Genomic DNA, 22,585 nt, shown 5'->3' on the forward strand with positions numbered 1-22,585 from the left:
GATTCGTGCGGGCTTCTTTTGTAAGTTCAGTTTCTATGCCAAGCAGTCAATGACATTGGCAAATACTGCATGGCGTCCGTACATCTTGGGCGGCCCAGCGCGATGCGCCTTGAATCCAGCGCGGCGCAACAGACGTTCAATTCCCAATGGGGAGACCGTAATCAATTCCTTGGCACCATGGGCCCGGGCGGTCGCAATGGATTGGTGCAACAGCTCTATCGCAATCTCGCTGGAGAACTGCCCCAGGGCGCTAGTCGCGTTGGCATTGAAGTCCACTGCTGCGAACCGGGAGAGCTCCCACACATCTGGTGAGCTGGGCGGTGTCTTGCCATTGAGAAGCTCAGGGAAGACTTCTCCCAGCAAGTAAGGCTTGGTGGTTGGCAGCAAGCGCCCTAATCCAATGATTTCAGATGCGTCGTCGTGGGCCACCACATAGACCGTGTCGTTACGGTCGAACTGGTCCGTTTCAATGCCGTGCTCGCATTGCAACTCCCAGCCCAGCATCTCCACAAAAACGCGATGCCGGTATTGCGAAAGCCCCTGAAAATATTCACTCGAAAAGCTATTTACCGTTCCTGCCCTGAAATCCACGAAATTCCCCATCCATCTTGTTGGACGGTATTACATCGAAGCTCTTCTTTCTTGTAACCTACTATTTTTAGCAGGGTCACAAGATGTTTTCAGCGGGAGAAGATGCTCGATTTTGAGCTACCGGTTGGGGCACTTCAAAGGCATGGACGGTTTGCTGCCAAGGAAGCAGGGCATCCATCAGCTGCCCCAATTTTTCCAGACTTGCCTCCCACGGCAATGCCCGACCATCGTTGCCAACAAGATTGACATTGGTGCGCGGCGAGCCCAAACGCCAAGGCGCGCTGCCTTGGGCGCGTTCATCGATCACCCAATCCCATCCCACGGTCAGGTAGGGTTGTGTTTCCGAAAACCACTCCGTATAGCCCGTGATGGTGGCAGCACGGCCGCAATTGGACAGGCTGTTGTCCTTATCTTCGTCCAGAGATGTCACCAGATGCTTGAAAGGGACCTGCATCAGTTCGGGGATTCCGACCAATACGAGACCATTTTCAATAAGTTTCATGGGAAGGCTCTTTTCACCAAAGGCGAGCATCAGAACAACAGGCCCATCATGACGGCACGCACTACGGCGGCTGTCTTGTTGGAGGTTCGGAGCTTGTGCACTGCATTTTTGATGTGAAAGTCCACAGTGTTTTTGGAGATGGACAGAATGTCAGAAATCTCTCCCGCTGACTTGCCATCTGCACTCCAGCGCAAGACCTCGAGCTCTCGCTCCGTAAGGTTGGGATTAAATTGCGCGCGCAGGTCCGACTGGTAGACGTTGGAGAGCGACAGGTGTGCGACCGACACCAGCCAACGCATGCGGCTTTCGTTGGCCTGCAACTCCAGCGCAGAAATCTTGTCGTTGGAGCGTGCCAGCGTGAGCAAGCTGGCGGCTCCCGATCCATCCAAACTGGACTGAGACCACCCCTGACTCAGGCCATGGGCCTGCGCCTCTTCCCACATATCGGTGGCATCGCTGAACAATCCGTCGTTCCAGAGGAATGGCGTATTGCTCCTGCGCCCTTGCAGTACGGTAGGGTCTTGGTTCACGTAGTTTTGTTTTTGGTAATGCTCTTGCCAGACTTGGGGGTAGTTATTCAGGAGAACCACCCGTTTGCTGGTCAGCGGATAAGGGAACTGCAGGCCAAACGCGCAGTATTCAAAACCGAGGTCACGTGCCGCTGCTGCGATATAGGCATAAATTTCCTTTTCATCCTTGGTGCTGTCCAGATTGCAAATCAATTGCTCGAACCAGCTCTGCATAACTACCCCCCATTTCCCTGTGCGATCGGTAGACCAATCTGTATGGCCGACATGCATTTTTATGCAGAGCAGTTTGACAGAATTTTCCGCCAATGAATACCTGATGCTCCTGCCAAGCATCCAGTGGAACAAATTCGGCAAGTATGTAATCGCTAGAAGGGCGGTTCCCTCGCCCTCAACCAAGAGGACTGATTCAGAGGTAACTGCGCTATTGGACGCCACTTGGGTGGCTTTGAAACCTACCAATCTTGGTAGCTAAGTTCCAAAAAATCTTTCGCGATAGCTGTCACCTATTAAAAATGGTGGGTTACAAAATCTGACATTTCGAATCCAATATTGGCCATCGGTACCTGCTTATCAAGACAGGTTTCGAGTCTCAAGAAGTGCGGCGATTTGACCGCCACATTGAGGCCTTCGCCAGAATAAATGCCCAGACTGCAGCCTAACGCTGCGCCAAGGGCTTGCCGTTTCCAGAATTTAGATGCTGTCATACCGTTTTTTCCATGTCATACCTCGTCCTTTGGATCCTCATCTCCAGCGCGTGGCCTTGGTCGCCAAGGCTGGTTGGATAGCGTCCGACCAAATATCACCCTGGCGAGTGGCGTAAAAAAAGCGACCCAACATTTCAGCACTGCCTGCGCAAGAAAGCAGTGCGCCAGTTGGATTCTCAAATTTTCAGTCTAAGTCGTTCAAGCATGTGAGGTAGCTCACTCATTAAGCCGCATGCAGGATTTGCTGCGCAATTTAGAGTATTCGACGTGTGCACGCAGAACAGTGCGCGGACATAGGCCCCCAGTATTTCTGATATCTACTTGTCACAAAATTTCAACGACTCGAAGAGAGTCACGACTAATCAATATTGAGGGAGTTGAATGACGCTTACTACAGATCGAGGGCTACACATTAGCTCTTCAAACGGAACTTCTTTAGAGAACGAAAGAAATGCCGCAACCAAATCCTATTGTCTCTGCAGCAGAAAGTCTCTGGCAGACATTCTTGAGTTTCAGCGATTTGCACCACTTCCGTTTGACGCAATGATTCAAGAGTACACCTCGTGCGGCGAGGGATGCGGGTCCTGTATTCCCGCGCTCAAAGAACTTTTTGATAGCGAGGAAAGCACGTACATGTTGGAGGATTCGGTATGACAACAATGTTATTTCCAACTCTGTATGAACGGCTTGAAAGTTGCCGTTGGAATATGAGGTCCAGCATTCCATGGCACGAATTCGATCCAAGCAAGTTGAGCGAGCGCCAGAAGCATGGAATCAAAATGAATGCAATTTTGGAGTGGTCCGCGATGCCCACCGCCGAAATGTTTTTACGAGACAACAGCCATGATGTGGACTTCTCAGCCTTTGTTTCTATATGGTTCTTTGAGGAACAAAAGCACAGCCTAGTATTGCTTGAATATCTGCGGCGCTTTGCGCCCGAATACCTCCCAACCGAGCAAGAACTCAGCGCGGTTCGTTTTTCATTTGATCCGGCACCTCCACTAGAAAGCTTGGCTTTGCATTTCTGCGGCGAAGTGCGCTTGAACTTGTGGTATCGATGCGCAAGTCTTTATCACTCGGAACCCGTCATCAAAAGCATATATGGAATATTGGCGAACGATGAAGCAAGACACGCTCGCGCCTATTGTGACTACATGAAGAAGGAACTTGGTCGTGACGGATTGAACGCACGCCTCGCATTTTCCAAGATTGGTGTACTAATGACAAATGCAAGGATGAATAAAGCCATGCACCCAACAAATCTTCACGTCAATAAAACCCTGTTCCCGAATGACACTGTAAACGGCCGACTACCCGATCCAGACTGGCTGTCGACCTGGTTGGACCAAGAGATTCAATTCGACTCCGAATGGGAGATAGGCGTTGAAAAGGGGATTCTTGGAAACCTTTCTAGCCTGCTAAATGAAGATTTTAAAAATGCGCATGCGTTACGCACGTATCGTAAAGATTTGACCAAAAACACGGAAATGGCGTAATCAATATGGCAACAAAAGAAGACATTCAATTTCACTACGACGTTGACAATAATTTTTATCAATCATTTCTCGACAAGACCTACCGAGCATACAGCTGCGGCGTGTGGCGAACAGCGGAAACGCTTGAGCTGGCGCAACAGCACAAATTAGATCGTCTGTGTCGATTTGCCAACGTGTCTCGTGGAGATGCAATCTTGGATGTCGGATGCGGTTGGGGTGGCCTTATGGAGCGCGCTATCCAGAAGTTTGGAGCTAGCTCCGCACACGGACTCACTTTAAGCGCGGATCAAACCAGCTTCATCAAGGAATTGGCACGACCGGATATTTCGGTAGATTTGCGCTCGTGGCAAGACTTCAATAGCTTTACAAATCACTATGACGCAATCATTTCAATTGGAGCGTTTGAGCACTTTGCTTCGCTCGAAGATAGACAATTGAACCGCCATCGTGACGTGTATAAGAAGTTTTTCCAGTGGTGCAGGAAGGTTTCAAAGGACGACGCGCACGTTGCGCTACAGACAATTGTTACCTCAAGGCAACCCAGAACCCTTTCAGAGGTACGTGATACGAGGTACCTGCTAGAAAAGGTCTTCCCTGGCTCTGCGTTGCCAAGCATCAGCGATATCCAAGCGTCAGTGAGTGACGTATATGAAATCTCAAGTGCGAAGCGCATTGGCCTCGACTATGCGCGAACACTCAGTCATTGGGAGGCTCGCCTAAAAGAGCATGAGCAAGAGACCATCAATAACTATGGACGCCCACTCTATGACCACTACATGTCATATTTTTCTCAGGCCCGTCGTAGTTTTGAAGCCGGAGTAGTCGATCTTTATCAGATTTCCCTACAGCCTGTAAAGCAAGCGCGGGTCGTATTTTAAGAATGCCTCCTCGGCCATTTATTTCGACTTCCGAATTCAGCCCATTTCCATACGAAGTGGATTTCACGGGATTCTTGAGCAACACAGTCGCGGTCAGATGGATGGAGCAGCTGCGCGTAAAGATGATGTCAGACCATTTTTCTGATGTCGATGCCGGGGACCCTAGCAATCTCTCCGTCATCGCAAAAACGGACGTCAATTATCTTCGCCCCATTGCTTACGGAGACTCCATTATCGGATCGGTATGGGTAAATATGGTTATGAGGTCGCGCTGGGAAGTGGGATTTAGCTTTATTTCGAAAATCAACGGCCAACAAACAATTGTGGGTACCCAGATTGGGGCATTTCTTAGCCCTATATCGCTTCTTCCAACTCGAGTTCCGCAGAGTATCGCGGACAAATTTAAAAACTATTGTTAACAGGGAATAGAAATGACTACGTTCGAAAAAATCTTGGCAGATGTTAAAGAAGTGATTCTCGACACAATTGATGTTGCCCCGGAAAAAATCATACCTACCGCATCACTTCGAGATGATTTGGATGCTGATTCACTCGACAGCATCGAAATTGTCATGGCTCTTGAGGATAAGTTTGCGGTGGTTTTTCTGCAGGAAGTGACCGAGAAATTAGTTACTGTAAATGACCTCGTTTGCCACATTGAAACCATGGTGATCGATGCGGCTGCAAGTGTCGTGTGATGTCAGTGACCATACATATTCATTAGGATCGCCATGAACTCGATATCACTACCTCAGAAGGCTAAGCGCACTACGGAAATCGGATTCGCGGATAAGCCAGCAATAAAGCTGATTCGCCAGTGCTTTCCACCGTTGTCTGCAGTTGTACCCGCAATAGCTGCGCGACTTGCGCTGAAGTTATTCTTAACACCTCAGCGATTCCGGACGCCATCCTGGGAATCAGAAAAACTTAAGTCTGCTGTTGAGAGTCGTATTCGCACCAGCACCTCTGAAGTCGCCGTATATAAATGGGGAAACGGAGAAGAAAGAGTACTGCTTTGTCACTCTTGGGGCGGGCGTGGTAGTCAGTTGGGCGCTTTTGTAGAACCACTACTCAACAACGGATTTTCTGTGGTTGCTTTTGACGCGCCGGCACACGGCAAATCATCAGGAAAGACGACGGACATGATGGAATACACCGCCGCCGTGCACAGTGTCGTTGAGAAACACGGTCCATTTCATTCAATCATTGGACACTCATTTGGTGCGGGCAACACAATGTTCGCAAAGCAGCTATATAAATTTCAAGTTACTAAAACAGTATTGATAGGCTGCTTTTCGGACGCAGCCTGGATCACTGACCGGTTTGGTGAATTGCTAAATATTCCCCAGAAAACCATCCAACGTATGCGTGAAGTCTTGGAGGTCAAACATGCTCCTCGGCTAAGTTGGAAAAAACTAGACATCGTTTCCATGGTGAATTCAGACCCCTCGGAAATTTTACTTGTTCATGATCAAGACGATGTTGAGATTCCATTTTTCCATGCTGAAGAATTCATCAACCGATGCAAGCCCGTGAGGAAAATTGAAACAATCGTAACCGCTGGATTGGGGCATCGAAAAATCCTACGAGATGATCGAACAATCTCCGGAGTCTGCAGCTTCATTGGAAAAGCGAATAACAAATAAAAGGCGATGGAGATGCTTAGTAATACCGGTATACAAAAATCAGAAAGCCTTCGAATTATTAAGATTCGTGCGGCACTTGTTTATATAGCGTCGATGGGGATTTTCTTTGTCCCCTTCGACTGGTCACTAGTGTGGCTCACATTGCTAACGTTCAGCTTCCGAACCTTTGGGTGGGAGGCGGGACATCATCGATATTTCTCTCATAGGAGCTTCAAAACCTCCCGAGCCTTTCAATTAATACTAGCGTGTTTGGGGGCATCATCTGGGCACAAAGGCCCAATTTGGTGGGCGACATTGCACAGAGCGCATCATAAGCATGCTGATATGCCACTGGATCCGCATAGTCCTGTGCAAAAAGGACGAATGTACGCATACATCGGCTGGGTTTTGGATTCGGCAAATGCAGATACCGATCTAGACGCCGCGAAAGATCTATCTAAGTTTCCTGAGCTGGTGTGGGTTAATAAATATCACTATTTGTTCCCTTATATCTTACTCATCGGAGTCTTTTCAATTGGCCAGTTTTCTGACATTTTGGGGCCCAAAGTTAATGGATTTTCAGCAGTAATTTGGGCTTTTTTCTTCAGCACGTTCTTGTCGCTGCAAGGAGGTTTCTTTGTCAACGTGTTTACGCATGGGCCAATACCCAAGTTCATAGGCTATAGAACATTTGAAACGCGCGATACAACGTCCAACAATTGGCTGCTATGTTTATTGAGCTTCGGAGCGTCTTGGCATAACAACCATCATCGATATATGAATTCAGCTAGGGCTGGGTTTTATTGGTGGGAATTGGATATGACCTATCTTGTATTGAGAGTACTTTCGTTTTTTCACATTGTTTGGGATTTGCACGAAGTGCCAGCTGCCGTTCTGCTCGAAGGAAAATCCGGTGCAATGACCATTGTCAACAAGTAAGCGAGCCTGCAAATATCATCCGCAGTTAATTCTTGCATGGACCTAGAAGGAAAAAATGAATACGTTCATCGGTGCTGCAATTCAGTTCTTTACCATGATTCGCAAAATGCGAGAACATAAGAGGAATGAACACTTAACAAAACATTCGCTGCAAGTATTGCAACTAAAGAAGTTTAGAAAACTAGTTAAGCATGCTTACAAATACTCCCCATATTATCGAGAGTTGATTGAAAAGCGATCAATTAATGTAAATACTTGCATTCCATCCGACTTCCCAATTTTGACTAAAGAGTTGGTTGTAGAGAATTTTGATCGGATATCAACTGAACGGAGCATAAATAAAAAATCTATATCTGATTTTTTGGCCAATTCGAAAAATCCCGCAGATCTCTTTCTCGGGAAATACTATATCGTCCATACTTCCGGTTCAAATGGACAAGTCGCTTACTTTCCTTTTTCTCGTCGAGACTGGGCTTGCGGCTTTTCTCATATAAGTAGGACTAGAAAAGTACCCGTGCCTTTCTCGCCAACGAAAATTGCCTGCTACCTTGCAGCTGATGGGCATTACGCAGGCGTCTCCTGGGCAACGACAGGGAAGCAATTCATCAACAAAATGTTTTTCAATGTTTTAACTCTGGAGATTAATTCCCCATTGGATGAAACCATTAAAAAATTAAATGATTTTCAGCCTGAACTGTTGACAGGCTACCCCTCAAGTCTCGCCGTGCTTGCTCAAAAACAGCGAGAAGGCATCTTACGCATTTCTCCACGAAACGTTGAATTAGGGGGCGAGCCTTCAACCCCCGAGGACGCGGAGAATTTAAGAGCAGCCTTTCGTAGCGGCATCGTAAATTATTATGGAAGTACGGAATTTATGGTGATGGGGGCCTCTCCACTCAACACCTCGTCAATTAAATTGTATGAAGACGATCTGCATTTTGAATTAAATGATGACCATTCCATTGTCACTTCTCTTTTTAACCATACGTTCCCCCTAATTCGATATCGTATGGGAGATGTGCTGATGCCGGAGAATGCTGTTGAAGAGGAGCACCCCTATCAAATGATACGAGGCATCATTGGTCGATCCGAATCAGCTCCTCAATTTATAAATGAGGATGGAGCTAATGATTTTATAAGTCCTCATACGATTAATGAAATATTCGTTCCTGGAGTTGCGCGTTTTCAAATGCGTGTGCAGACTTCAGAGTCTTTCAGTTTTTTGGTGTGCATGGAAAAAGGGTTGAGTTCGACAGAGATTGCCAACGCAATAGATTTGTTAAAATCCCGAATTCGGCAAATTCTTCAAAAGAAGAAGATGAGTAACGTGTACTTTGAGATACACCATGTCGATGAACTCTTGGTGGATCCCGCAACCAGAAAATTTCGCCTAATTGTCAATGAGGTTAATGCCGAGTCGCAGCACCTTCAATTGCAAGCCATGCGAGCGTAAACACTAGTGGATCGGAAACGAAGTGTGCCCATTAGAAATTTCAATTCCTCAAGATAATGGGATCGGTTAAAGCATCCTTTCAAAGCCGCATGAATAATCTTCGCTCACTGAACTCGCTACGTCTTTCTGAAATCGACACTCTCGCATTTGCTGGCGGTGGAAATCGTTGTTGGTGGCAAGGTGGTGCTCTTACGCATCTGCTCAGCAGGGGGATGAGCCTTCCCAGGCAATTGGTTGGAACAAGTGCGGGGGCGGCGGTAGCTACCTCATGTGTGACTGCTGACCCTGAATTTGCATTGAATGCCTGTATTGATCTTTACGCCACTAATCAAAGTATTTTTAATTGGACGGCCCTTTCTCGGGGGAAATTTCAATTTGCACATCAGCATATATATCCGGCATGGATAGAGTCCTTTCTGAATCCGAAAACATTCTCTGCATTGGAAAAATCTGGAACGAAAATCAAAGTGGGGGTGACTCGGCCGGCACCTTGGCTAGGAATGGCCGGCTCCGTTGCATTTGGAACGCTTGCATATTTGATCGATAAGCATATTTGGCACAGCATCCATCCTCGGTTGCCAAAGCTATTTGGATTGCGGCAGGCTTTCATTGATCTGGACCAATGCTCAACCGTTTCAGACGCGCATTCTGTATTGTGCGCGGCGGCGGCGGCGCCCCCTATCTTGCAATCACGATTTGTTAGTAATTTCAGAGCGATTGACGGTGGATACACGGACAATGCGCCGATACATAAGCAAGATCAGGATGAACAACGGCGAACCTTGGTACTTTTGACGCGCAATTATCCAAACCTACCTCAAATGTTTAATTGGAGAGGGCGGAACTACTGGCAGCCTAGCAAACGTGTTCCCGTTTCTACTTGGGATTGCACAACGCATACGACGGTTCGAGACGCTTTCGATCTTGGAAAGATGGATGCCATAAAGGCGTTGGATACAGGGATTTTGAAGATTGCGTAATGCTTGCGTATTCCGGTCTAACTGACCATCCGCACCGGATCAATCGGGGCCTCTGTAAGTGCGCCACTGCTGCATCTTCATTGGCAAGATGCTTGGGTTTCATCTTGCACGCCAATTGGCAAAACTCTCAACTATTTCGAGATAGAACTGCGGTGCTCTGTCAAAGTCTTTGAACATGTGGTTGTAGCGCACACCTTTTGCCCGCCATGCACTTCGCAACCGAGGCTCCAAGTCCATCATCAACCAGCCGATCAGTTGGATGACATGGTGCCGCTCCGCAAGCAACCGTGATTCAAAGCCAAGTTTTCCATTTACCAGCTCTATTGGCGGCACAGCGAGCTCACGGCAGACATGGTCGTGAAGCTTCACTGTTGAACAGCGCGACAGTAACAAAAGCGCCAGTTGTCGCATCACGCTGAGATTGTCTAAATCTGTGGCGCTCGGGGTGCCGGACATCACCGCTGCAGAGATCCCAGACAGCCAATCCATCACGATGGGCTCATAGGATTCAACCGAATCCACCAAGTCACTGGCCAGACTTGCCCCGCAGGCAAAACAGTCGGAAATCAACTCCCGATGCTGCCCTTGCGGATTGCCCATATCCCCCCGGTGAAAAGCCACCCCCGCTCCACACGCGACACAACGATCCCGCAACATGCACTGGTGGCGAGAGCAGGTGGTTATAAAAGCCACACGCCACTCTTTGCGAAAGTACGGAACGAGATCTTCAAAAAGACACTGCGGGCAGTACTGCATCCCGAAGCCCTGCCGCGTCCTATGAAACATCTGCAGCGTGGTTATCCATTGCAAAGACCCGGATGTCCTGAAGGACGGATACAAACACCCCTCGTAACTGCGCAGCGTGGTCCCACGAGCCTGCTCAATCGGAGTTCCGGTTCGGTCACTGAGTACATCAACGAGCCAATCGGGGCCCAGGCGGTCGATGTCCCTGTTCCAGACTTGTAATTGGTTTCCAAAAATCAGATTGCAAAAAGTCTGAACCCGCAATCCGTGGCCCCTGGCCAGGCGCACAAGCCAAGAGGACAAAAGCTCATCTGGGAGAGGCTTGTATCGAATGGGCCATAACGGTGATGTCATGCCCTGCATGCCCGTTAGAACCGTTGATGCTCTTTGCGCCTGGATGGGGGCAGCCAGCGCAGCGCACCGATTTGTTCTAGGGCAATTTCCTCGGCCCCCGTCCGGATGGCATCAATCGCCAACGCCTTGAAGAGATCACACATGTCGCCCAACGTCCCCTCGCTGCGGTCATGGATGGCTTGCATTTTTTCGGGCGACTTGAGGTCAGAGGCTTTCTTAAGTGGTGTGCGTTTCTCCAAGGTAGCCAGCAAGCTACCAAAGTGCACATCGGCCTTCCACAGTGGTAGTACTTCGGGCGTGAACCGACTAGACATCTGGGGATCGGTATTGAATGCGTTGTACGCATCCTCGATGCCCGCTGCCACGATAACCACCTTGGTTTCATTGCCAAGGCTCTTCAGCGCATTCCTGAAGTCTCTTTGCTTATTCATGCTCCCGGCGATCAGGTGATGGATTTCATCAATGATCAACATCTTGACGCCCATCTGCTTGAACAGCAGCTTGACCTGGGAGTTCTTTTCCTGGGGAGAACTCGTGGGTTTATAAGGTGCCATCAATGCATCCAAGATCCGTGTGTAAAACGCGGACACATCTGGCGTAGGCGGGGATTCCACCATCACCACAGGACAGGTCGTCACCTCGGCTGTCGCATCCAGGTCAACCGGATGTAGTTCCAGGAAGCGCTCCAAAATGGACGTCTTACCGTTGAACGAAGGTGCTACCAGCAACATATTGGGCATGCGCGTTATGCGTGGATATTCCAGCAGCTCTTCCAGGCGCGCCAGTATCTCTTTGGCCTTGCCGTAACCCAACCAAGTGCCGGATTGAATCGACTTGATGCGCACGGCATCCGCGGCGTCTACCAGTGCCCTGGCTGCATCGTTGAGATGCGGATAGGCTTGCGTCGCATCAGTCATTCGTCATCCAACGCTTGCACGTCATCGGGGTTGTAGCCGTGGACCGCTGGCGGCGGAGTCGCAGATTTCGCGGGTGCTGACACATTGGGCATGGTTTTCTTCTTCTCAGCCCTGGTCTTCTCATGCTCAGTCCGTCGTTGTGCTTCGCGACGGGCTACCTTGGTCTTGCCGGCCGCATCCTCTTCCAAAGCGCGCTGCTCATTGATGATGGCAAAGACTGCCTTTTCGTTTTCTTTGGAAATGCCGCGCTTTTCAGCCAACCCCTGCGCATTGCGCAGCTCCCAAATGCTGACCGGCGGCAAACTGCTATCGCGGTAGGGGATCGTCACGTATCGCTTTGAAAGTTCGTCGTAAAAGTAGAGCTGACTGATGTCGCGAGGGTCGCGATGGAATTTGAATTTGCGCTTGTGCTTGGGAAACTCCGGGTCCATCACGCCCATCCAGGCCCGCAACACATCGTGGTAGTAATGGACGTCATCAATGACGACGCCATAGGCCTGAATGGTGCGTTCGATGAATGGAGTAAAGTTGATTCTGAGAAGTTCTTCGTCAGTGCGTCTGGCGGGCAAGCCACGACCAGGTTTGTCTTTGGTTCCCAGCAACCCTTGCCGCCACTTCTCCAACGGAGGCATGCCAATACCACCATGATCCTCCAAGTGGTACCGAGCAAAAAACAGCACAAGCCACTTTTCGATCTCATCCATGGTCATGCAGGCATTGCCCTCAGCGTCGTACTCGTAGAGTTCTTCCGGACCCGAAAATGTTGCCCCTTTCAAAGTCTTGAGTCCCTCAGTGACGGTCCCCATGAGGCGTTCAATGTGGGCTCCATAGCGCGGCTTCTTGACCGGGCGTAGATGGATATCGATGTCATAAACCCTGCAAGCCGACTTCAGCATGTCACCTCGAAACTCGCGCGCGTTGTCCATGTGAAGAATACCCATGACACCCCACATGTTCCAATCCACGCTAACTATGCTCCTTCGGCGCAACCAAGCGTCCTTGGGAAGAATCGCGTGGCTGATGCACATGCCAGCTGACATTGCAGAAGGAGCCTCCAGCGAAAGGTACATGCCCAAACACACCCTGCTGAACACATCGATTGCCAAGGTGATCCAAGCTCGTTTGATGGACTTGCGGTGCTTGTCGTCCACGATCATCACGGGCAGCAAGGTGTGATCGATCTGTACAATGCTTAACGGCCAATCAGCGTCAGGAATAACGCCCTTGATCGGTTGATGTTTGGCGTGGGCCACGGCGGCGCCATAGCGCAATCGCGTCCTTTCTGGCCCGTTGGTCTGATTCAATCTGGCGCGTATCGTATTGACCGCAGGTAGCTTGAGTTCGGCGTTGGAGCACAAGCGCCGGATCTCTTTGATGGTCGCAGCGATAGACACGTGCTGGTCGGTGTCGTGAAACTCTGCCAAGGTCTTTGCAATGATGGCCTCCACCTCCGGTGCAATACGCGGCTTTGCTTTGCCGCCGCGATTGCGGTACATCGGCAGGAGAGACGAGAGCGTGCCGGTAGCGCGATACGCGGTGACCCAGCGGTACACCGTGGCCCTGCTGACTTGGGCTTCTGCCGCAATCTCGTCGTACAGCGCGTTAGATCGCTGGTAGCGACTCAGCAACAAGGGCTCAATCCACTCGCGTCTTTTCTGGGCGATGGCCCAGTCGAACTCGGTGACGTCAAGGAGCTCCGGCTCCACAGTTTTTGCCGCAGGCTTCTCCGCTACAAGCGTGGGTGGCCCGATATCACCCATTTTGAGGAGCACTTTGTTGCCAGTCTCAATGTCTCTGGCAAGAACAAGATTGACGTCCGCCAGATTCAAGATGACGTACTCACGCCCACCATTGGTGACTGTTGCCCCTTTGGTAACCCAATACTGGGTGGGGGTGGTGCGGTCGTTCATAGCGCAGCTCCTGGCAATTGCAACTCGACATCACCGCCGAAAGGAGTATCTAAGTCAGTATGCAAGCGCCGCTGGAAAAGCATGCTCCAGATTACCGGCAACCAGTGAAGTCGTTCGTTGTCGGTCAACGCCAGAGTGGCCAGGATGCGCTCGGAGGACGAAACCCCATGGTTGTCAGCCATGGCTTGCAACACACGCATGCAATCCGTTTCCAATGGGTCAACGTTGCGGTACTCCCGCAAGAACTTGATGTTGGCCAACCGAGGGAGGCGGATTTCCGTTTCATCGACCGTCCGGAACTCCCACCCGAGGGACTCGGCATAGACCTGCGCTGCAGCAAATTTGGGTGCGTAATCCGCGGCGTGTTTCTTCAGAAAGTCGCTGCGCTTCACTTCTGCGAGTAGCGGTTTCCGGTTCTGGCCCGACTCGGGATCCGGTCGGTATTTCACGAGGACGTCGGGAACATAGCCCCTCGGTACCCCCTTCACTGGAATACGAACGGGTTGCACCTCGAATGATTCCACAGCATCATCAAAGTCCAGAGCCAGCAGGTAGTCTTTCTCAAGAAGAGACTCAAAAGGGTCCATTACCTCGCTTTTACGACTTGAGTAGGCCCCGGTGACGAACAGGTGGTTTTTGGGGATCTTGCGAACAGGCATGTGACCAGTCTAGCGATTTGGGAGACATTTCTAATCCAGTCTCGCTAACTTCTGCACTTTTTCTCATTATCTATAGATAAAATCTACAAATAACTAACCTTGTTTCTCAGAATCGGGTGACGGTTCACAAGTGCACCCGCGGTCTGAACCCAAAGCGCTACCAATTTAATAGCTGCTCGCGCACAACTACCGTGCGCCAGCAGCTATTTTTGCTTCAAGGCTTGGCGTAGCCACTCTCCACCCAGGCCACTGCGCTGGCGCGGCTCAGCTTGAAGGCAGGGGACACTTTGACCTGCGCCAACAGATCGTCACCTTCGTCACGGGCAGTCAGTGTGGCGCTGGGGTTTTCGTCATCGGGTTCGATGTCTAGATAGACCCTTACGCGCCCTTCACCGGCTGCCACTTCCAGACTCTGATGCAGGGTGGCGTGTAATTGTTGTTCGCTGCGGCGCACGAATTCACGCGCCGTTTTCACCAAGGTCAAAAAGGCACTCTGGTCCAGCGGCTTGGGGTTCTTTTTGTCGCGCCCCATGGTCCAGGGGCCGACCAGCGCGGGCTCCGAGGCACCGTCGGCCGTCATCGCGACCGCCCATCCATCGTCGTCTTCGTTTTTCACCACGCGGGCCGTCCAGCCGTCGCTGATCCAGAGACGGGGCTCCTGGGTCTTCATGTCGGATTCGTTCAAGTTCATGGCGTGGAGTATGCAGGGAGACCGACGCCAACCCCCGTGACATCGACAGAAATCGGGGCATTCCGCTTCTGAATTTAAGCGCATAAAAAATGAACAACAATAGCGATCCCCAGTTGTCAATTTCACCCATCTAACACACCATGTACCACGCAGCCTCTGACCGATACGACGGACGTGTTCCCTACCGCACTTGCGGCAAAAGCGGCCTCAAACTTCCAGCGGTGTCGCTGGGCCTGTGGCACAACTTTGGCGACGCCACACCGTTCCAGACTCAGCGCGACATGCTGCGTACGGCCTTCGATTTGGGCATCACCCACTTCGATCTGGCCAACAACTACGGCCCCCCATATGGCAGCGCGGAAACCAATTTCGGCGAACACCTGCGCCGTGATTTCATGCCCTACCGAGACGAGCTGATCATCTCCAGCAAGGCCGGTTACGACATGTGGCCCGGCCCTTATGGACAGGGCGGTGGCTCGCGCAAATACGTGCTCGCCAGCCTGGACCAGAGCTTGAAGCGCATGGGCCTGGAGTACGTGGATATCTTCTACAGCCACCGTTTTGACCCCGACACCCCGCTGGAAGAAACCATGGGCGCTCTGGCCACCGCCGTGCAGCAAGGCAAGGCCCTCTACGCCGGCATCAGCAGCTACTCCGGCACCAAAACCCGCGAAGCGGCAGCCATCTTGAAGAGCATGGGCGTGCCCATGCTGATTCACCAACCGTCGTACAGCCTGATGAACCGCTGGATCGAGGAAGACCTGCTGGACGCGCTGGATGAAACCGGCATGGGCTGCATCGCCTTCAGCGCGCTGGCACAGGGCCTGCTGACCAACAAGTACCTCAACGGTGTGCCTGCAGACGCGCGCATCAACCGCCCGGGCGGTGGCTCTTTCAAGCAGGACCATTTGAGCGAGCAAAACCTCAAACATGTGCGCGCCCTCAACGAGATCGCCCAAGCCCGCGGCCAGAGCCTGGCCCAGATGGCCACTGCGTGGGTCTTGCGCGATGCACGCGTCACCTCTGCGCTGATAGGTGCCAGCAAGCCCGAGCAGATCGTGGACCTGGTGGGCGCCATGAGCAATCTGAATTTCAGCGCGGAGGAGCTGGCTGCAATTGATGGCCACGCGGTGGACGGCGGCATCAACCTGTGGAAGCGCCCTTCCACCGACCAGCGACTGGCCTGAACCACAGGCCCCGGTTTGCGAATACGGTGCGGCTAAGCTTCAGCGAATGAACGCTTCTCTTCTCGCGCTTGCCGCTATCGCCCTCTGGGGCAGCCTGGCCCCTTTGGGGGTTTCTCTGGGCCACGTGCCGCCATTTCTGCTCACGGGAGTGGGTCTGGTCATCGGCAGCGTGATCGGCCTGGTGCTATCGCGCGGGCGGGTAAGCGAATGGAAGGTGCCCGCCGCCACCTTGGCACTGGGGGTGTACGGGCTGTTCGGATTTCATTTTTTGCTCTTCATCGCCTTGCGCCATGCACCGCCGGTACAGGCCAACCTGGTGAACTACCTGTGGCCGCTGGGCATTGTGTTGATGGCACCGCTGTTTCTGCCCGGTATGCGTCTGCGTGCGCTGCACGTAGCCGCAGCCTTGCTGGGCTTTGCCGGTGCGGCGTTGGCCATTCTGGGCGGCCGTCATGCGGGCAGCGACATGGGCGGGTGGGCCTGGGGTTACCTGCCGGCCATGGTGTCTGCATTCGTCTGGGCGAGCTATTCGTTGATGACGCGACGGGTGCCGCCCTTCCCGAATGCGGCCATTGGCTTGTTTGGGCTGGTGTCCGGGATGCTCTCGCTGCTGTGCCACGCGCTCCTGGAGCCATCCGTCACACTGAGTGCACACGATTGGCAGTTGCTGGCGGCGTTAGGCCTGGGCCCTTTGGGCGGCGCGTTTTACCTCTGGGATGCGGCGCTCAAACGCGGGGATGCACGCACCATCGGCGTGTTGTCATTTCTAACGCCGTTGCTGTCCACCCTGGGCCTGCTCTGGATACGGGGCGAATGGCCTAGCGCCAGTGTGGCGTTGGCTGCCGCGATGATCGTAGGGGCGGCTGTTTTGGGCTCACGCGCCAAACCATAATTCAATGAAATGTGGCGCTAGCGCCCATGGAATATGCGCGAGCAGCTATAAAAAAAAATAGCGCAGCGCAGTACACTCACACGTAGCCGCCCGCCAACTCCAGGGCGGGGTCTTCCGCCGTTCGGACCCGCTGGGCCCACGCCGCCAGTTTGCTGGTGTCCGAGCGCAGGATTTCTTGCTTGACGGCCAGAATCTGTGCGGGGTGCATGGAGAAGCTGCGCAGGCCCAAGCCCAGCAGCAGGCGGGTCAGGGTCACGTCCCCTGCCATCTCACCGCACACGCTCACGTCCTTGCCCTGGGCACGACATTCAGCAATGGTGTCGGCTACCAGACGCAGCACGGCCGGATGCAAGGGGTCATACAAATGCGCTACCGACTCGTCTGCCCGGTCAATCGCCAGCGTGTACTGGATCAAGTCGTTGGTGCCGATGGAGAGAAAGTCGAAATACTTCAGGAACAGCTGCAGACTCAGCGCTGCAGCCGGAATCTCGATCATGGCACCCAGCTGCACGGGGCCGTAGGCCAGACCGCGACGGTCCAGTTGCGCGCGGGCCTGATCCACATGCGCCAGAGTCTGCCGGATTTCGCTGGCATGCGCGAGCATGGGTATGAGCAAACGCACTTTGCCGTGGGCCGCCGCCCGCAAAATGGCGCGGAGCTGTGTGAGGAACATGGCAGGGTCTGCCAGGCTCCAGCGGATGGCCCGCAAGCCCAGCGCGGGGTTCAGGTGGGCGTCGTCGCGCACCGATTCGTCCAGCGGCTTGTCGGCACCTACGTCCACGGTGCGGATGGTGACCGGCAGGCCTTGCATGCCTTCGACCGCTTTTTTGTAGGCCTGGTACTGCTCTTCTTCATCCGGCAATTTGCCGTGGCGCCCCATGAACAGGAACTCGCTGCGGAACAGGCCCACACCCAGCGCGCCGGCTTTGAGGGCGTGTTGGGCGTCCTCCGGCATTTCAATATTGGCCAGCAGCTGGATCTTTTCTTCATCCATGGTGACGGCCGGGGTATGCAGCAAACGCTGCAAGCGCCCACGCTCCAATTCGCCTTGACGCTGCTTGAAGCCGTATTCGGCCAGGATGATGGGAGACGGGTCTACGATAACCACGCCGGCGTCGCCATCGATGATGACCCAATCGTCCTGCCGCACCAATTGGCTGCAGGTGCGGGCCCCCACCACGGCGGGAATGTCCATGCTGCGCGCCACGATGGCGGTGTGCGAAGTTTTGCCGCCCACATCGGTGATGAAGCCGGCAAACACGCTTTGCTTGAACTGCAGCATGTCGGCCGGGGACAGGTCATGCGCAATGAGCACCAACGGCACATCCACCGTGTCGTCCAGCAACAGGTCCTGCTGAGAGCCCTTGCGGCCACCGCGTTGGGAAGGTTGTACGACCGGAGATTGTGCGCCCTTCATGGCTCGCAGCACGCGTTCACAGATTTGCTCCATGTCCGCCTTGCGTTCGCGCAGGTAGGCATCTTCCATCTCGTCGAAATGGCGGGCCACGATCTCAAGCTGGGTGGTCAGCGCCCATTCGGCGTTGTACAGGCGCTCGGTAATCCAGTGCTTGACGCCGCCGACCAGCTCTTCATCCTGCAAGAGCATCAGGTGCACGTCGAGCAGGGCTGCCAATTCGGTAGGCGCCTCTTTGGGGCCCATGCGACTGATGCTGGCCTGCAGGCGAGCGATTTCTTCAACCACGGCGTCGCGCCCTGCACGGACGCGGGCAATCTCGGCCTCGACCTCTTCAGGTTGGATGAAATAGTGCGCCACATCCACGCGACTGGACGCCACCAGCACGGCACGGCCGATGGCAATGCCGCGCGAGACGGCCAGACCGTGGATAGAGAATGTCATTCGCCTTCGCCGAACTTGTCGTTGATGAGTGCTAGCAGCGCGTCCATGGCTTCCTGTTCGCGCTCGCCGTTGGTCTCCAGCGTGATCTCGGAGCCGATGCCGGCTGCCAGCATCATGACGCCCATGATGCTCTTGGCATTCACGCGGCGCTCGCCACGGGACATCCAGACTTCACAGGGAAAGCTGCCCGCCAGTTTGGTGAATTTGGCGGAAGCGCGTGCGTGCAGGCCCAGTTTATTGACTATGGTCGTGTTGGTGCTGATCATGGGTTTTGCGATGTTGGTTCTGGGGTGCCGTCACGGCGACTTGCATGATGCTCTGGGTCCCTCCGGCGAGCGCCCGGGTGACAAGGACGTCCAAGGCTTCGTTCCGGTAGTTCACGGTGCGCAACAGCATGGGCAGGTTCACGCCCGCCACGAGCTTGGACATATGCCCGTCCACGACTTTCTGCGCCACGTTGCAGGGGGTGGCACCGAACACATCGGTCAGCACCAGGGCTTGAGGGGTGTCGAAGCGGCTGAGCAAGGCTTTGGCGGCAGCCCGCGTGATTTCAGGATTCTCACTCGGGGGCACATCGAGGGCGACTACGCCATCTCCGGCGTCCGGATAGACGTGCAACACGCAGGCCCGCAACGCGCTAGCCAGAGGTGCATGGGCGATGATGAGGATGCCTGTGTTCATACAAAGTCAGAGTGGGCTTTGATTATGGCGCCTTTGCCCGGCATGCCACCAGATAAGCAAGCACGCATGCAAGGCCATAAACACCGAAAGCCGATTGGTACGCAGCCGGCTCTGCTAAGCCCGCCGCCTTGAACGCATCGAGCAACAGGCCTATTCCCCATTGCACGGCAAAAACACCGGCGAAGATCACGAGGTTGTAAGCCGAAAGGGCGCGACCGGCCAGCTCGGAGCGGAAGACCATGCCCACGGCAGGCTGCGCCAGTGCCACGACAGTCGTAGCCACGCAATACAAAGTAAATATGACAGCAGCGCCCACCGGATAAGCGGGGGTAGCTATGATTAATATAGCAAGGAGAGCAAAGGTCAAGGGCGTCCACCGGCGAATCAGGATTTCGGCTGCATAGCCTTTGCGGGCGAGCCAAGGGTTGGCCATGCCCCACACCCAGTACGCCAGCAACATGGCCACATTGAGCCAGAAGAGTCCCGTGGCTGCCTCGGCCGCGGTGTAGCCAGCCACCTTGGTCATCCAGGGGCCGGCCCACAGGGTTTGCATGGCGACGAGGCCACCGTAGTTGAAAAATCCCAACGGGGCCAGGGCTCTGAAATAAGGGTTGCGCCACACTTCGCTGTAGCCGGTGTTGGTCTTGGCACTGGGTGCTTCGCTATCTCTCTGTCCTGTCCAGGCCGGTACCTGCCAGGCAATCACGGCCATGCTGATGGCAACCAAAGCTGCGAGCAGCAAAAAGATGCCTCGCCATCCGATGGCGGGTAACAGCCACTGAACCGGCAGGGTTGACGCAACCATGCCGAAAGCGCCGACCATCAACATCCATGAGTTCGCGCGCATGAGCTGCTCCGGGGCATACCAGCGGCGGTAACCGGTCAGCGGTGCCATCAGGCAGGCACACACGCCCACACCACACAAGATGCGCGCGAGCAACAGACCCTGGAATCCGTCAGCCTTTGCAAAGGCTATGCAACCTGCGAGAGCCGCGCCCAGAAAAGCCAGTTCGACTTTGCGCGGGCCATGGCGATCCAGCCATCGCCCCAAGGGGAGTTGCATGGCGGCAAAGCCCAGAAAGTAACCGCCTGCGAGCAGACCGAGGTCTGCCGAGCGGAGTTGGAATTCAGCGACCAGGGTAGGTGCAATGGTGGCAGTGATGGCGCGGATCAAAGCCGACAAGAAGTACGCCAGCGCAAACGCGACGAACACGGCAATGGCGCGCTGGCGCGTTAAAAGATTCATGGGGTTTGCAGGTCTTCGAGAAAGGGTTGCGTAATGGACTCCGTCAGCGTCTCTGCATACACCGCGAGGTGATAGACATCTGCGCCACGGCGTATCCATGTCAGGCGGGCTTGCACGGGCTGTCCTTTCGGATTTTGGCCATCTGCACGCAGCGATACGGCTTGCGTGGCCCACGCTGGTGCTTGCCACGATGCGGGTTGAGAAGCCTCCGTGCGCAGCGCCTGCAGTGCAAATGCTCTCCATTGCTGCACTACTCGGGTGGCTGCCTCGGTGTCCTGAGCGCGTACATGGCTGATGGCGAATAGGGCCCCATCCGCCTCGCAACCCATCATCTGCAAATCAAGTGGCGTGGCGGCCAGATGGACCGGACGGGTCGCTGTGTCGGCCTTGCAAGGAAGGCGCGCCTTCAAGTCCTGCATTTGGACCTGACGCCAATTCAACGCCGGCGTACATGCTTGCAAGGCCGCCAGCGCGAGCAGCCCCACCATGCGCAGGCATACTCCGGACCACCCTGTCATTTCAACGCGCCGAACACTTTGGTCAAGATGCTGCTGCCGTAGGCGACCGGGTTCTGACGGATCTTCTTTTCTTCCTCGGAAATCATGAAATACAGGCCGTCCAGTGTTTTGCCCGTCACATACTGCTGAATATTGGCATCTTCCTTTTTCATCAATCCGAGTTCGGACGCTTTGCCCGCCAGTTGGTTGTATTTGTCCGCCATACCCACCTTGGCGGTTGCCTGCGTCACGATGGGCAGGAACTTAACTGCCAAGGGAGCTCGCGTCTTCTCAGCGAAGAACTGGCTGACGGCTGTGTCCCCGCCGCCCAGAATGCCTTTGGCATCTTGAACGCTCATGCCTTGTACGGCTTTGGTCAAAACATCTTTGGCCATCGGGACGGCCGCTTCTGCGCCACGGTTCATGGAAGTAATCAGCTCGTCCACGCGAGCGCCCTGTCCGAAGGTACGCAAGAGCTTGGCAGCATCTTCCAGATACGAAGGCAGGTTGATGCGAACTTTTTCGTTTCCGAGGAATCCATCCAACACTCCAAGCTGAGAAATGGCTGCGGAAGCGCCTTTGTCGAGTGCGGCCTTCAGTCCCTTGGTGGCATCGGTGTTGGTCAGGTCTGCCAATGTCAACGCATAGGCGTGTTGGTGTGCCAAGGTGGCCCACAAGCCGACTGCACCGAGTGAGAAAGAATTAAACTGGCGACGATCCATAGGAACTTCCTGCGTATGAAAAAACATTGGGTGTTGGGTAGCATCGTAGCGGCTTGCGCCGTAGGCGTAGCCGCTTTTTTGACCACCAGTAAACACGATGCTCCTGCGTCCACCTTCGTTCTGCTCGATGGTAGCCAGTTGCAGACCAAGGACTTGCGCGGGCGTGTCACCCTGGTGAACTTCTGGGCGACGAGCTGTACAACTTGTGTGGCCGAGATGCCGCACATGGTTGAGACCTATGAGAAGTACAAGGGCAAGGGCTACAACATGGTTGCGGTGGCCATGGCTTACGATCCGCCCAGCTACGTGGTCAACTTCGCACAGACACGCAAATTGCCGTTCGATGTGGCGATTGACAACACCGGCGCTGTCGCAAAGTCTTGGGGCGAGGTCACCTTAACGCCCACCAGTTACCTCGTGGATAAGCGCGGGGAGATCGTAAAGCGCTATGTCGGCCAGCCGGACTTCGCAGAATTGCACCGTTTGATCGAGAAATTGCTCCAGGAGACGTGAGTCGTTCCGCTCGGGC

The 22,585-nt window shown here is 53.8% G+C and carries 26 protein-coding genes and 1 pseudogene; 11 read left to right on the forward strand and 16 right to left on the reverse strand.

The features are described from left to right. Nucleotides 1–33: 33 nt before the first annotated feature. From AEP_RS11205 to AEP_RS11220, 4 genes are all read right to left on the reverse strand, one after another. Complete coding sequence (locus AEP_RS11205) at nucleotides 34–591, reverse strand: acyl-homoserine-lactone synthase (protein ID WP_232459811.1); 558 nt, start codon at nucleotides 589–591, stop codon at nucleotides 34–36. A 76-nt stretch (nucleotides 592–667) separates the two neighbouring features. Next, nucleotides 668–1,093, reverse strand: a complete 426-nt coding sequence (locus AEP_RS11210) for a DUF4902 domain-containing protein (protein ID WP_157673144.1) — start codon at nucleotides 1,091–1,093, stop codon at nucleotides 668–670. 29 nt (nucleotides 1,094–1,122) lie between these two features. Beyond that, nucleotides 1,123–1,836: an autoinducer binding domain-containing protein gene (locus tag AEP_RS11215; protein WP_087495460.1), complete on the reverse strand. Its 714-nt coding sequence runs from the start codon at nucleotides 1,834–1,836 to the stop codon at nucleotides 1,123–1,125. A gap of 293 nt (nucleotides 1,837–2,129) precedes the next feature. Further along, a complete protein-coding gene (locus AEP_RS11220; protein WP_087495461.1) occupies nucleotides 2,130–2,327 on the reverse strand; it encodes a hypothetical protein in 198 nt (65 codons plus the stop codon). Nucleotides 2,328–2,977: 650 nt separating this feature from the next. Here AEP_RS11220 and AEP_RS11230 point away from each other — a divergent pair. The 8 genes from AEP_RS11230 to AEP_RS11265 all read left to right on the forward strand — a co-directional run bounded on the left by AEP_RS11230 (nucleotide 2,978) and on the right by AEP_RS11265 (nucleotide 9,698). Then, the gene (locus tag AEP_RS11230; protein ID WP_232459812.1) at nucleotides 2,978–3,823 is read left to right on the forward strand and encodes a ferritin; all 846 of its coding nucleotides are present in this window, start codon (nucleotides 2,978–2,980) and stop codon (nucleotides 3,821–3,823) included. Nucleotides 3,824–3,828: 5 nt separating this feature from the next. Continuing rightward, complete coding sequence (locus AEP_RS11235) at nucleotides 3,829–4,701, forward strand: SAM-dependent methyltransferase (RefSeq protein ID WP_087495462.1); 873 nt, start codon at nucleotides 3,829–3,831, stop codon at nucleotides 4,699–4,701. A 2-nt stretch (nucleotides 4,702–4,703) separates the two neighbouring features. Further along, nucleotides 4,704–5,120, forward strand: a complete 417-nt coding sequence (locus tag AEP_RS11240) for an acyl-CoA thioesterase (protein WP_335583049.1) — start codon at nucleotides 4,704–4,706, stop codon at nucleotides 5,118–5,120. A gap of 12 nt (nucleotides 5,121–5,132) precedes the next feature. Beyond that, nucleotides 5,133–5,399 (forward strand): phosphopantetheine-binding protein, encoded by a 267-nt coding sequence (locus AEP_RS11245; protein WP_087495464.1) that lies wholly within the window; start codon nucleotides 5,133–5,135, stop codon nucleotides 5,397–5,399. Nucleotides 5,400–5,432: 33 nt separating this feature from the next. Beyond that, nucleotides 5,433–6,347 (forward strand): alpha/beta hydrolase, encoded by a 915-nt coding sequence (locus AEP_RS11250; RefSeq protein WP_087495465.1) that lies wholly within the window; start codon nucleotides 5,433–5,435, stop codon nucleotides 6,345–6,347. A 93-nt stretch (nucleotides 6,348–6,440) separates the two neighbouring features. Beyond that, a complete protein-coding gene (locus AEP_RS11255; protein ID WP_232460007.1) occupies nucleotides 6,441–7,265 on the forward strand; it encodes an acyl-CoA desaturase in 825 nt (274 codons plus the stop codon). A gap of 55 nt (nucleotides 7,266–7,320) precedes the next feature. Continuing rightward, nucleotides 7,321–8,718, forward strand: coding sequence for a phenylacetate--CoA ligase family protein (locus AEP_RS11260; protein WP_157673147.1), 1,398 nt, complete (start codon nucleotides 7,321–7,323; stop codon nucleotides 8,716–8,718). Nucleotides 8,719–8,807: 89 nt separating this feature from the next. Continuing rightward, on the forward strand, nucleotides 8,808–9,698 hold the full coding sequence (locus AEP_RS11265; RefSeq protein ID WP_087495468.1) for a patatin-like phospholipase family protein: 891 nt from the start codon (nucleotides 8,808–8,810) through the stop codon (nucleotides 9,696–9,698). Between the two features lie 99 nt (nucleotides 9,699–9,797). Here the strand turns inward: AEP_RS11265 and AEP_RS21070 are convergent, their stop codons facing one another. The 6 genes and pseudogenes from AEP_RS21070 to AEP_RS11290 all read right to left on the reverse strand — a co-directional run bounded on the left by AEP_RS21070 (nucleotide 9,798) and on the right by AEP_RS11290 (nucleotide 14,973). Then, nucleotides 9,798–10,319: a hypothetical protein gene (locus AEP_RS21070; RefSeq protein WP_232459813.1), complete on the reverse strand. Its 522-nt coding sequence runs from the start codon at nucleotides 10,317–10,319 to the stop codon at nucleotides 9,798–9,800. A 42-nt stretch (nucleotides 10,320–10,361) separates the two neighbouring features. After that, nucleotides 10,362–10,805: pseudogene (locus AEP_RS21385) on the reverse strand (TniQ family protein); the annotation flags it as partial. 5 nt (nucleotides 10,806–10,810) lie between these two features. Then, entirely contained in the window at nucleotides 10,811–11,713 is a 903-nt protein-coding gene (locus AEP_RS11275) for a TniB family NTP-binding protein (protein WP_087495470.1), read from the reverse strand. Continuing rightward, nucleotides 11,710–13,623 (reverse strand): Mu transposase C-terminal domain-containing protein, encoded by a 1,914-nt coding sequence (locus tag AEP_RS11280; protein ID WP_087495471.1) that lies wholly within the window; start codon nucleotides 13,621–13,623, stop codon nucleotides 11,710–11,712. Before AEP_RS11280 ends, AEP_RS11275 begins: the two co-directional genes overlap by 4 nt. Continuing rightward, on the reverse strand, nucleotides 13,620–14,282 hold the full coding sequence (locus tag AEP_RS11285; RefSeq protein WP_087495472.1) for a TnsA endonuclease N-terminal domain-containing protein: 663 nt from the start codon (nucleotides 14,280–14,282) through the stop codon (nucleotides 13,620–13,622). Before AEP_RS11285 ends, AEP_RS11280 begins: the two co-directional genes overlap by 4 nt. A gap of 214 nt (nucleotides 14,283–14,496) precedes the next feature. Further along, a complete protein-coding gene (locus AEP_RS11290) occupies nucleotides 14,497–14,973 on the reverse strand; it encodes a hypothetical protein (RefSeq protein WP_087495473.1) in 477 nt (158 codons plus the stop codon). A 140-nt stretch (nucleotides 14,974–15,113) separates the two neighbouring features. On the opposite strand from AEP_RS11290, the gene mgrA reads away from it, so the two are divergent. Together mgrA and AEP_RS11300 are read left to right on the forward strand one after the other, a co-directional pair. Continuing rightward, the gene (mgrA, locus tag AEP_RS11295; RefSeq protein WP_087495474.1) at nucleotides 15,114–16,160 is read left to right on the forward strand and encodes an L-glyceraldehyde 3-phosphate reductase; all 1,047 of its coding nucleotides are present in this window, start codon (nucleotides 15,114–15,116) and stop codon (nucleotides 16,158–16,160) included. Nucleotides 16,161–16,206: 46 nt separating this feature from the next. Then, entirely contained in the window at nucleotides 16,207–17,052 is an 846-nt protein-coding gene (locus AEP_RS11300) for a DMT family transporter (RefSeq protein WP_087495475.1), read from the forward strand. Between the two features lie 76 nt (nucleotides 17,053–17,128). On the opposite strand, the gene ptsP is transcribed toward AEP_RS11300, so the two are convergent. The 6 genes from ptsP to AEP_RS11330 are packed head-to-tail and all read right to left on the reverse strand — an operon-like array spanning nucleotide 17,129 to nucleotide 22,056. Then, nucleotides 17,129–18,910, reverse strand: coding sequence for a phosphoenolpyruvate--protein phosphotransferase (gene ptsP / locus AEP_RS11305; protein WP_087495476.1), 1,782 nt, complete (start codon nucleotides 18,908–18,910; stop codon nucleotides 17,129–17,131). Next, nucleotides 18,907–19,176 carry an HPr family phosphocarrier protein gene (locus AEP_RS11310; RefSeq protein ID WP_087495477.1) on the reverse strand — a complete coding sequence of 90 codons (270 nt, stop codon included), beginning with the start codon at nucleotides 19,174–19,176 and terminating at the stop codon, nucleotides 18,907–18,909. The genes ptsP and AEP_RS11310 overlap by 4 nt, the downstream gene beginning before the upstream one ends. Continuing rightward, nucleotides 19,145–19,591, reverse strand: coding sequence for a PTS sugar transporter subunit IIA (locus AEP_RS11315; RefSeq protein WP_087495478.1), 447 nt, complete (start codon nucleotides 19,589–19,591; stop codon nucleotides 19,145–19,147). Before AEP_RS11315 ends, AEP_RS11310 begins: the two co-directional genes overlap by 32 nt. Before the next feature lie 22 nt (nucleotides 19,592–19,613). Further along, entirely contained in the window at nucleotides 19,614–20,837 is a 1,224-nt protein-coding gene (locus tag AEP_RS11320) for an MFS transporter (RefSeq protein WP_087495479.1), read from the reverse strand. After that, the gene (locus AEP_RS11325; RefSeq protein WP_157673149.1) at nucleotides 20,834–21,355 is read right to left on the reverse strand and encodes a hypothetical protein; all 522 of its coding nucleotides are present in this window, start codon (nucleotides 21,353–21,355) and stop codon (nucleotides 20,834–20,836) included. The genes AEP_RS11320 and AEP_RS11325 overlap by 4 nt, the downstream gene beginning before the upstream one ends. Then, a complete protein-coding gene (locus tag AEP_RS11330; RefSeq protein ID WP_087495481.1) occupies nucleotides 21,352–22,056 on the reverse strand; it encodes a DUF4197 domain-containing protein in 705 nt (234 codons plus the stop codon). The genes AEP_RS11325 and AEP_RS11330 overlap by 4 nt, the downstream gene beginning before the upstream one ends. A gap of 15 nt (nucleotides 22,057–22,071) precedes the next feature. Between AEP_RS11330 and AEP_RS11335 the strand changes: the two genes are divergently transcribed. Then, the gene (locus AEP_RS11335) at nucleotides 22,072–22,569 is read left to right on the forward strand and encodes a TlpA disulfide reductase family protein (protein ID WP_087495482.1); all 498 of its coding nucleotides are present in this window, start codon (nucleotides 22,072–22,074) and stop codon (nucleotides 22,567–22,569) included. Nucleotides 22,570–22,585: the final 16 nt, after the last annotated feature.

Origin of the sequence: Curvibacter sp. AEP1-3, assembly GCF_002163715.1 — a bacterium.
Lineage (GTDB): Bacteria > Pseudomonadota > Gammaproteobacteria > Burkholderiales > Burkholderiaceae_C > Allorhodoferax.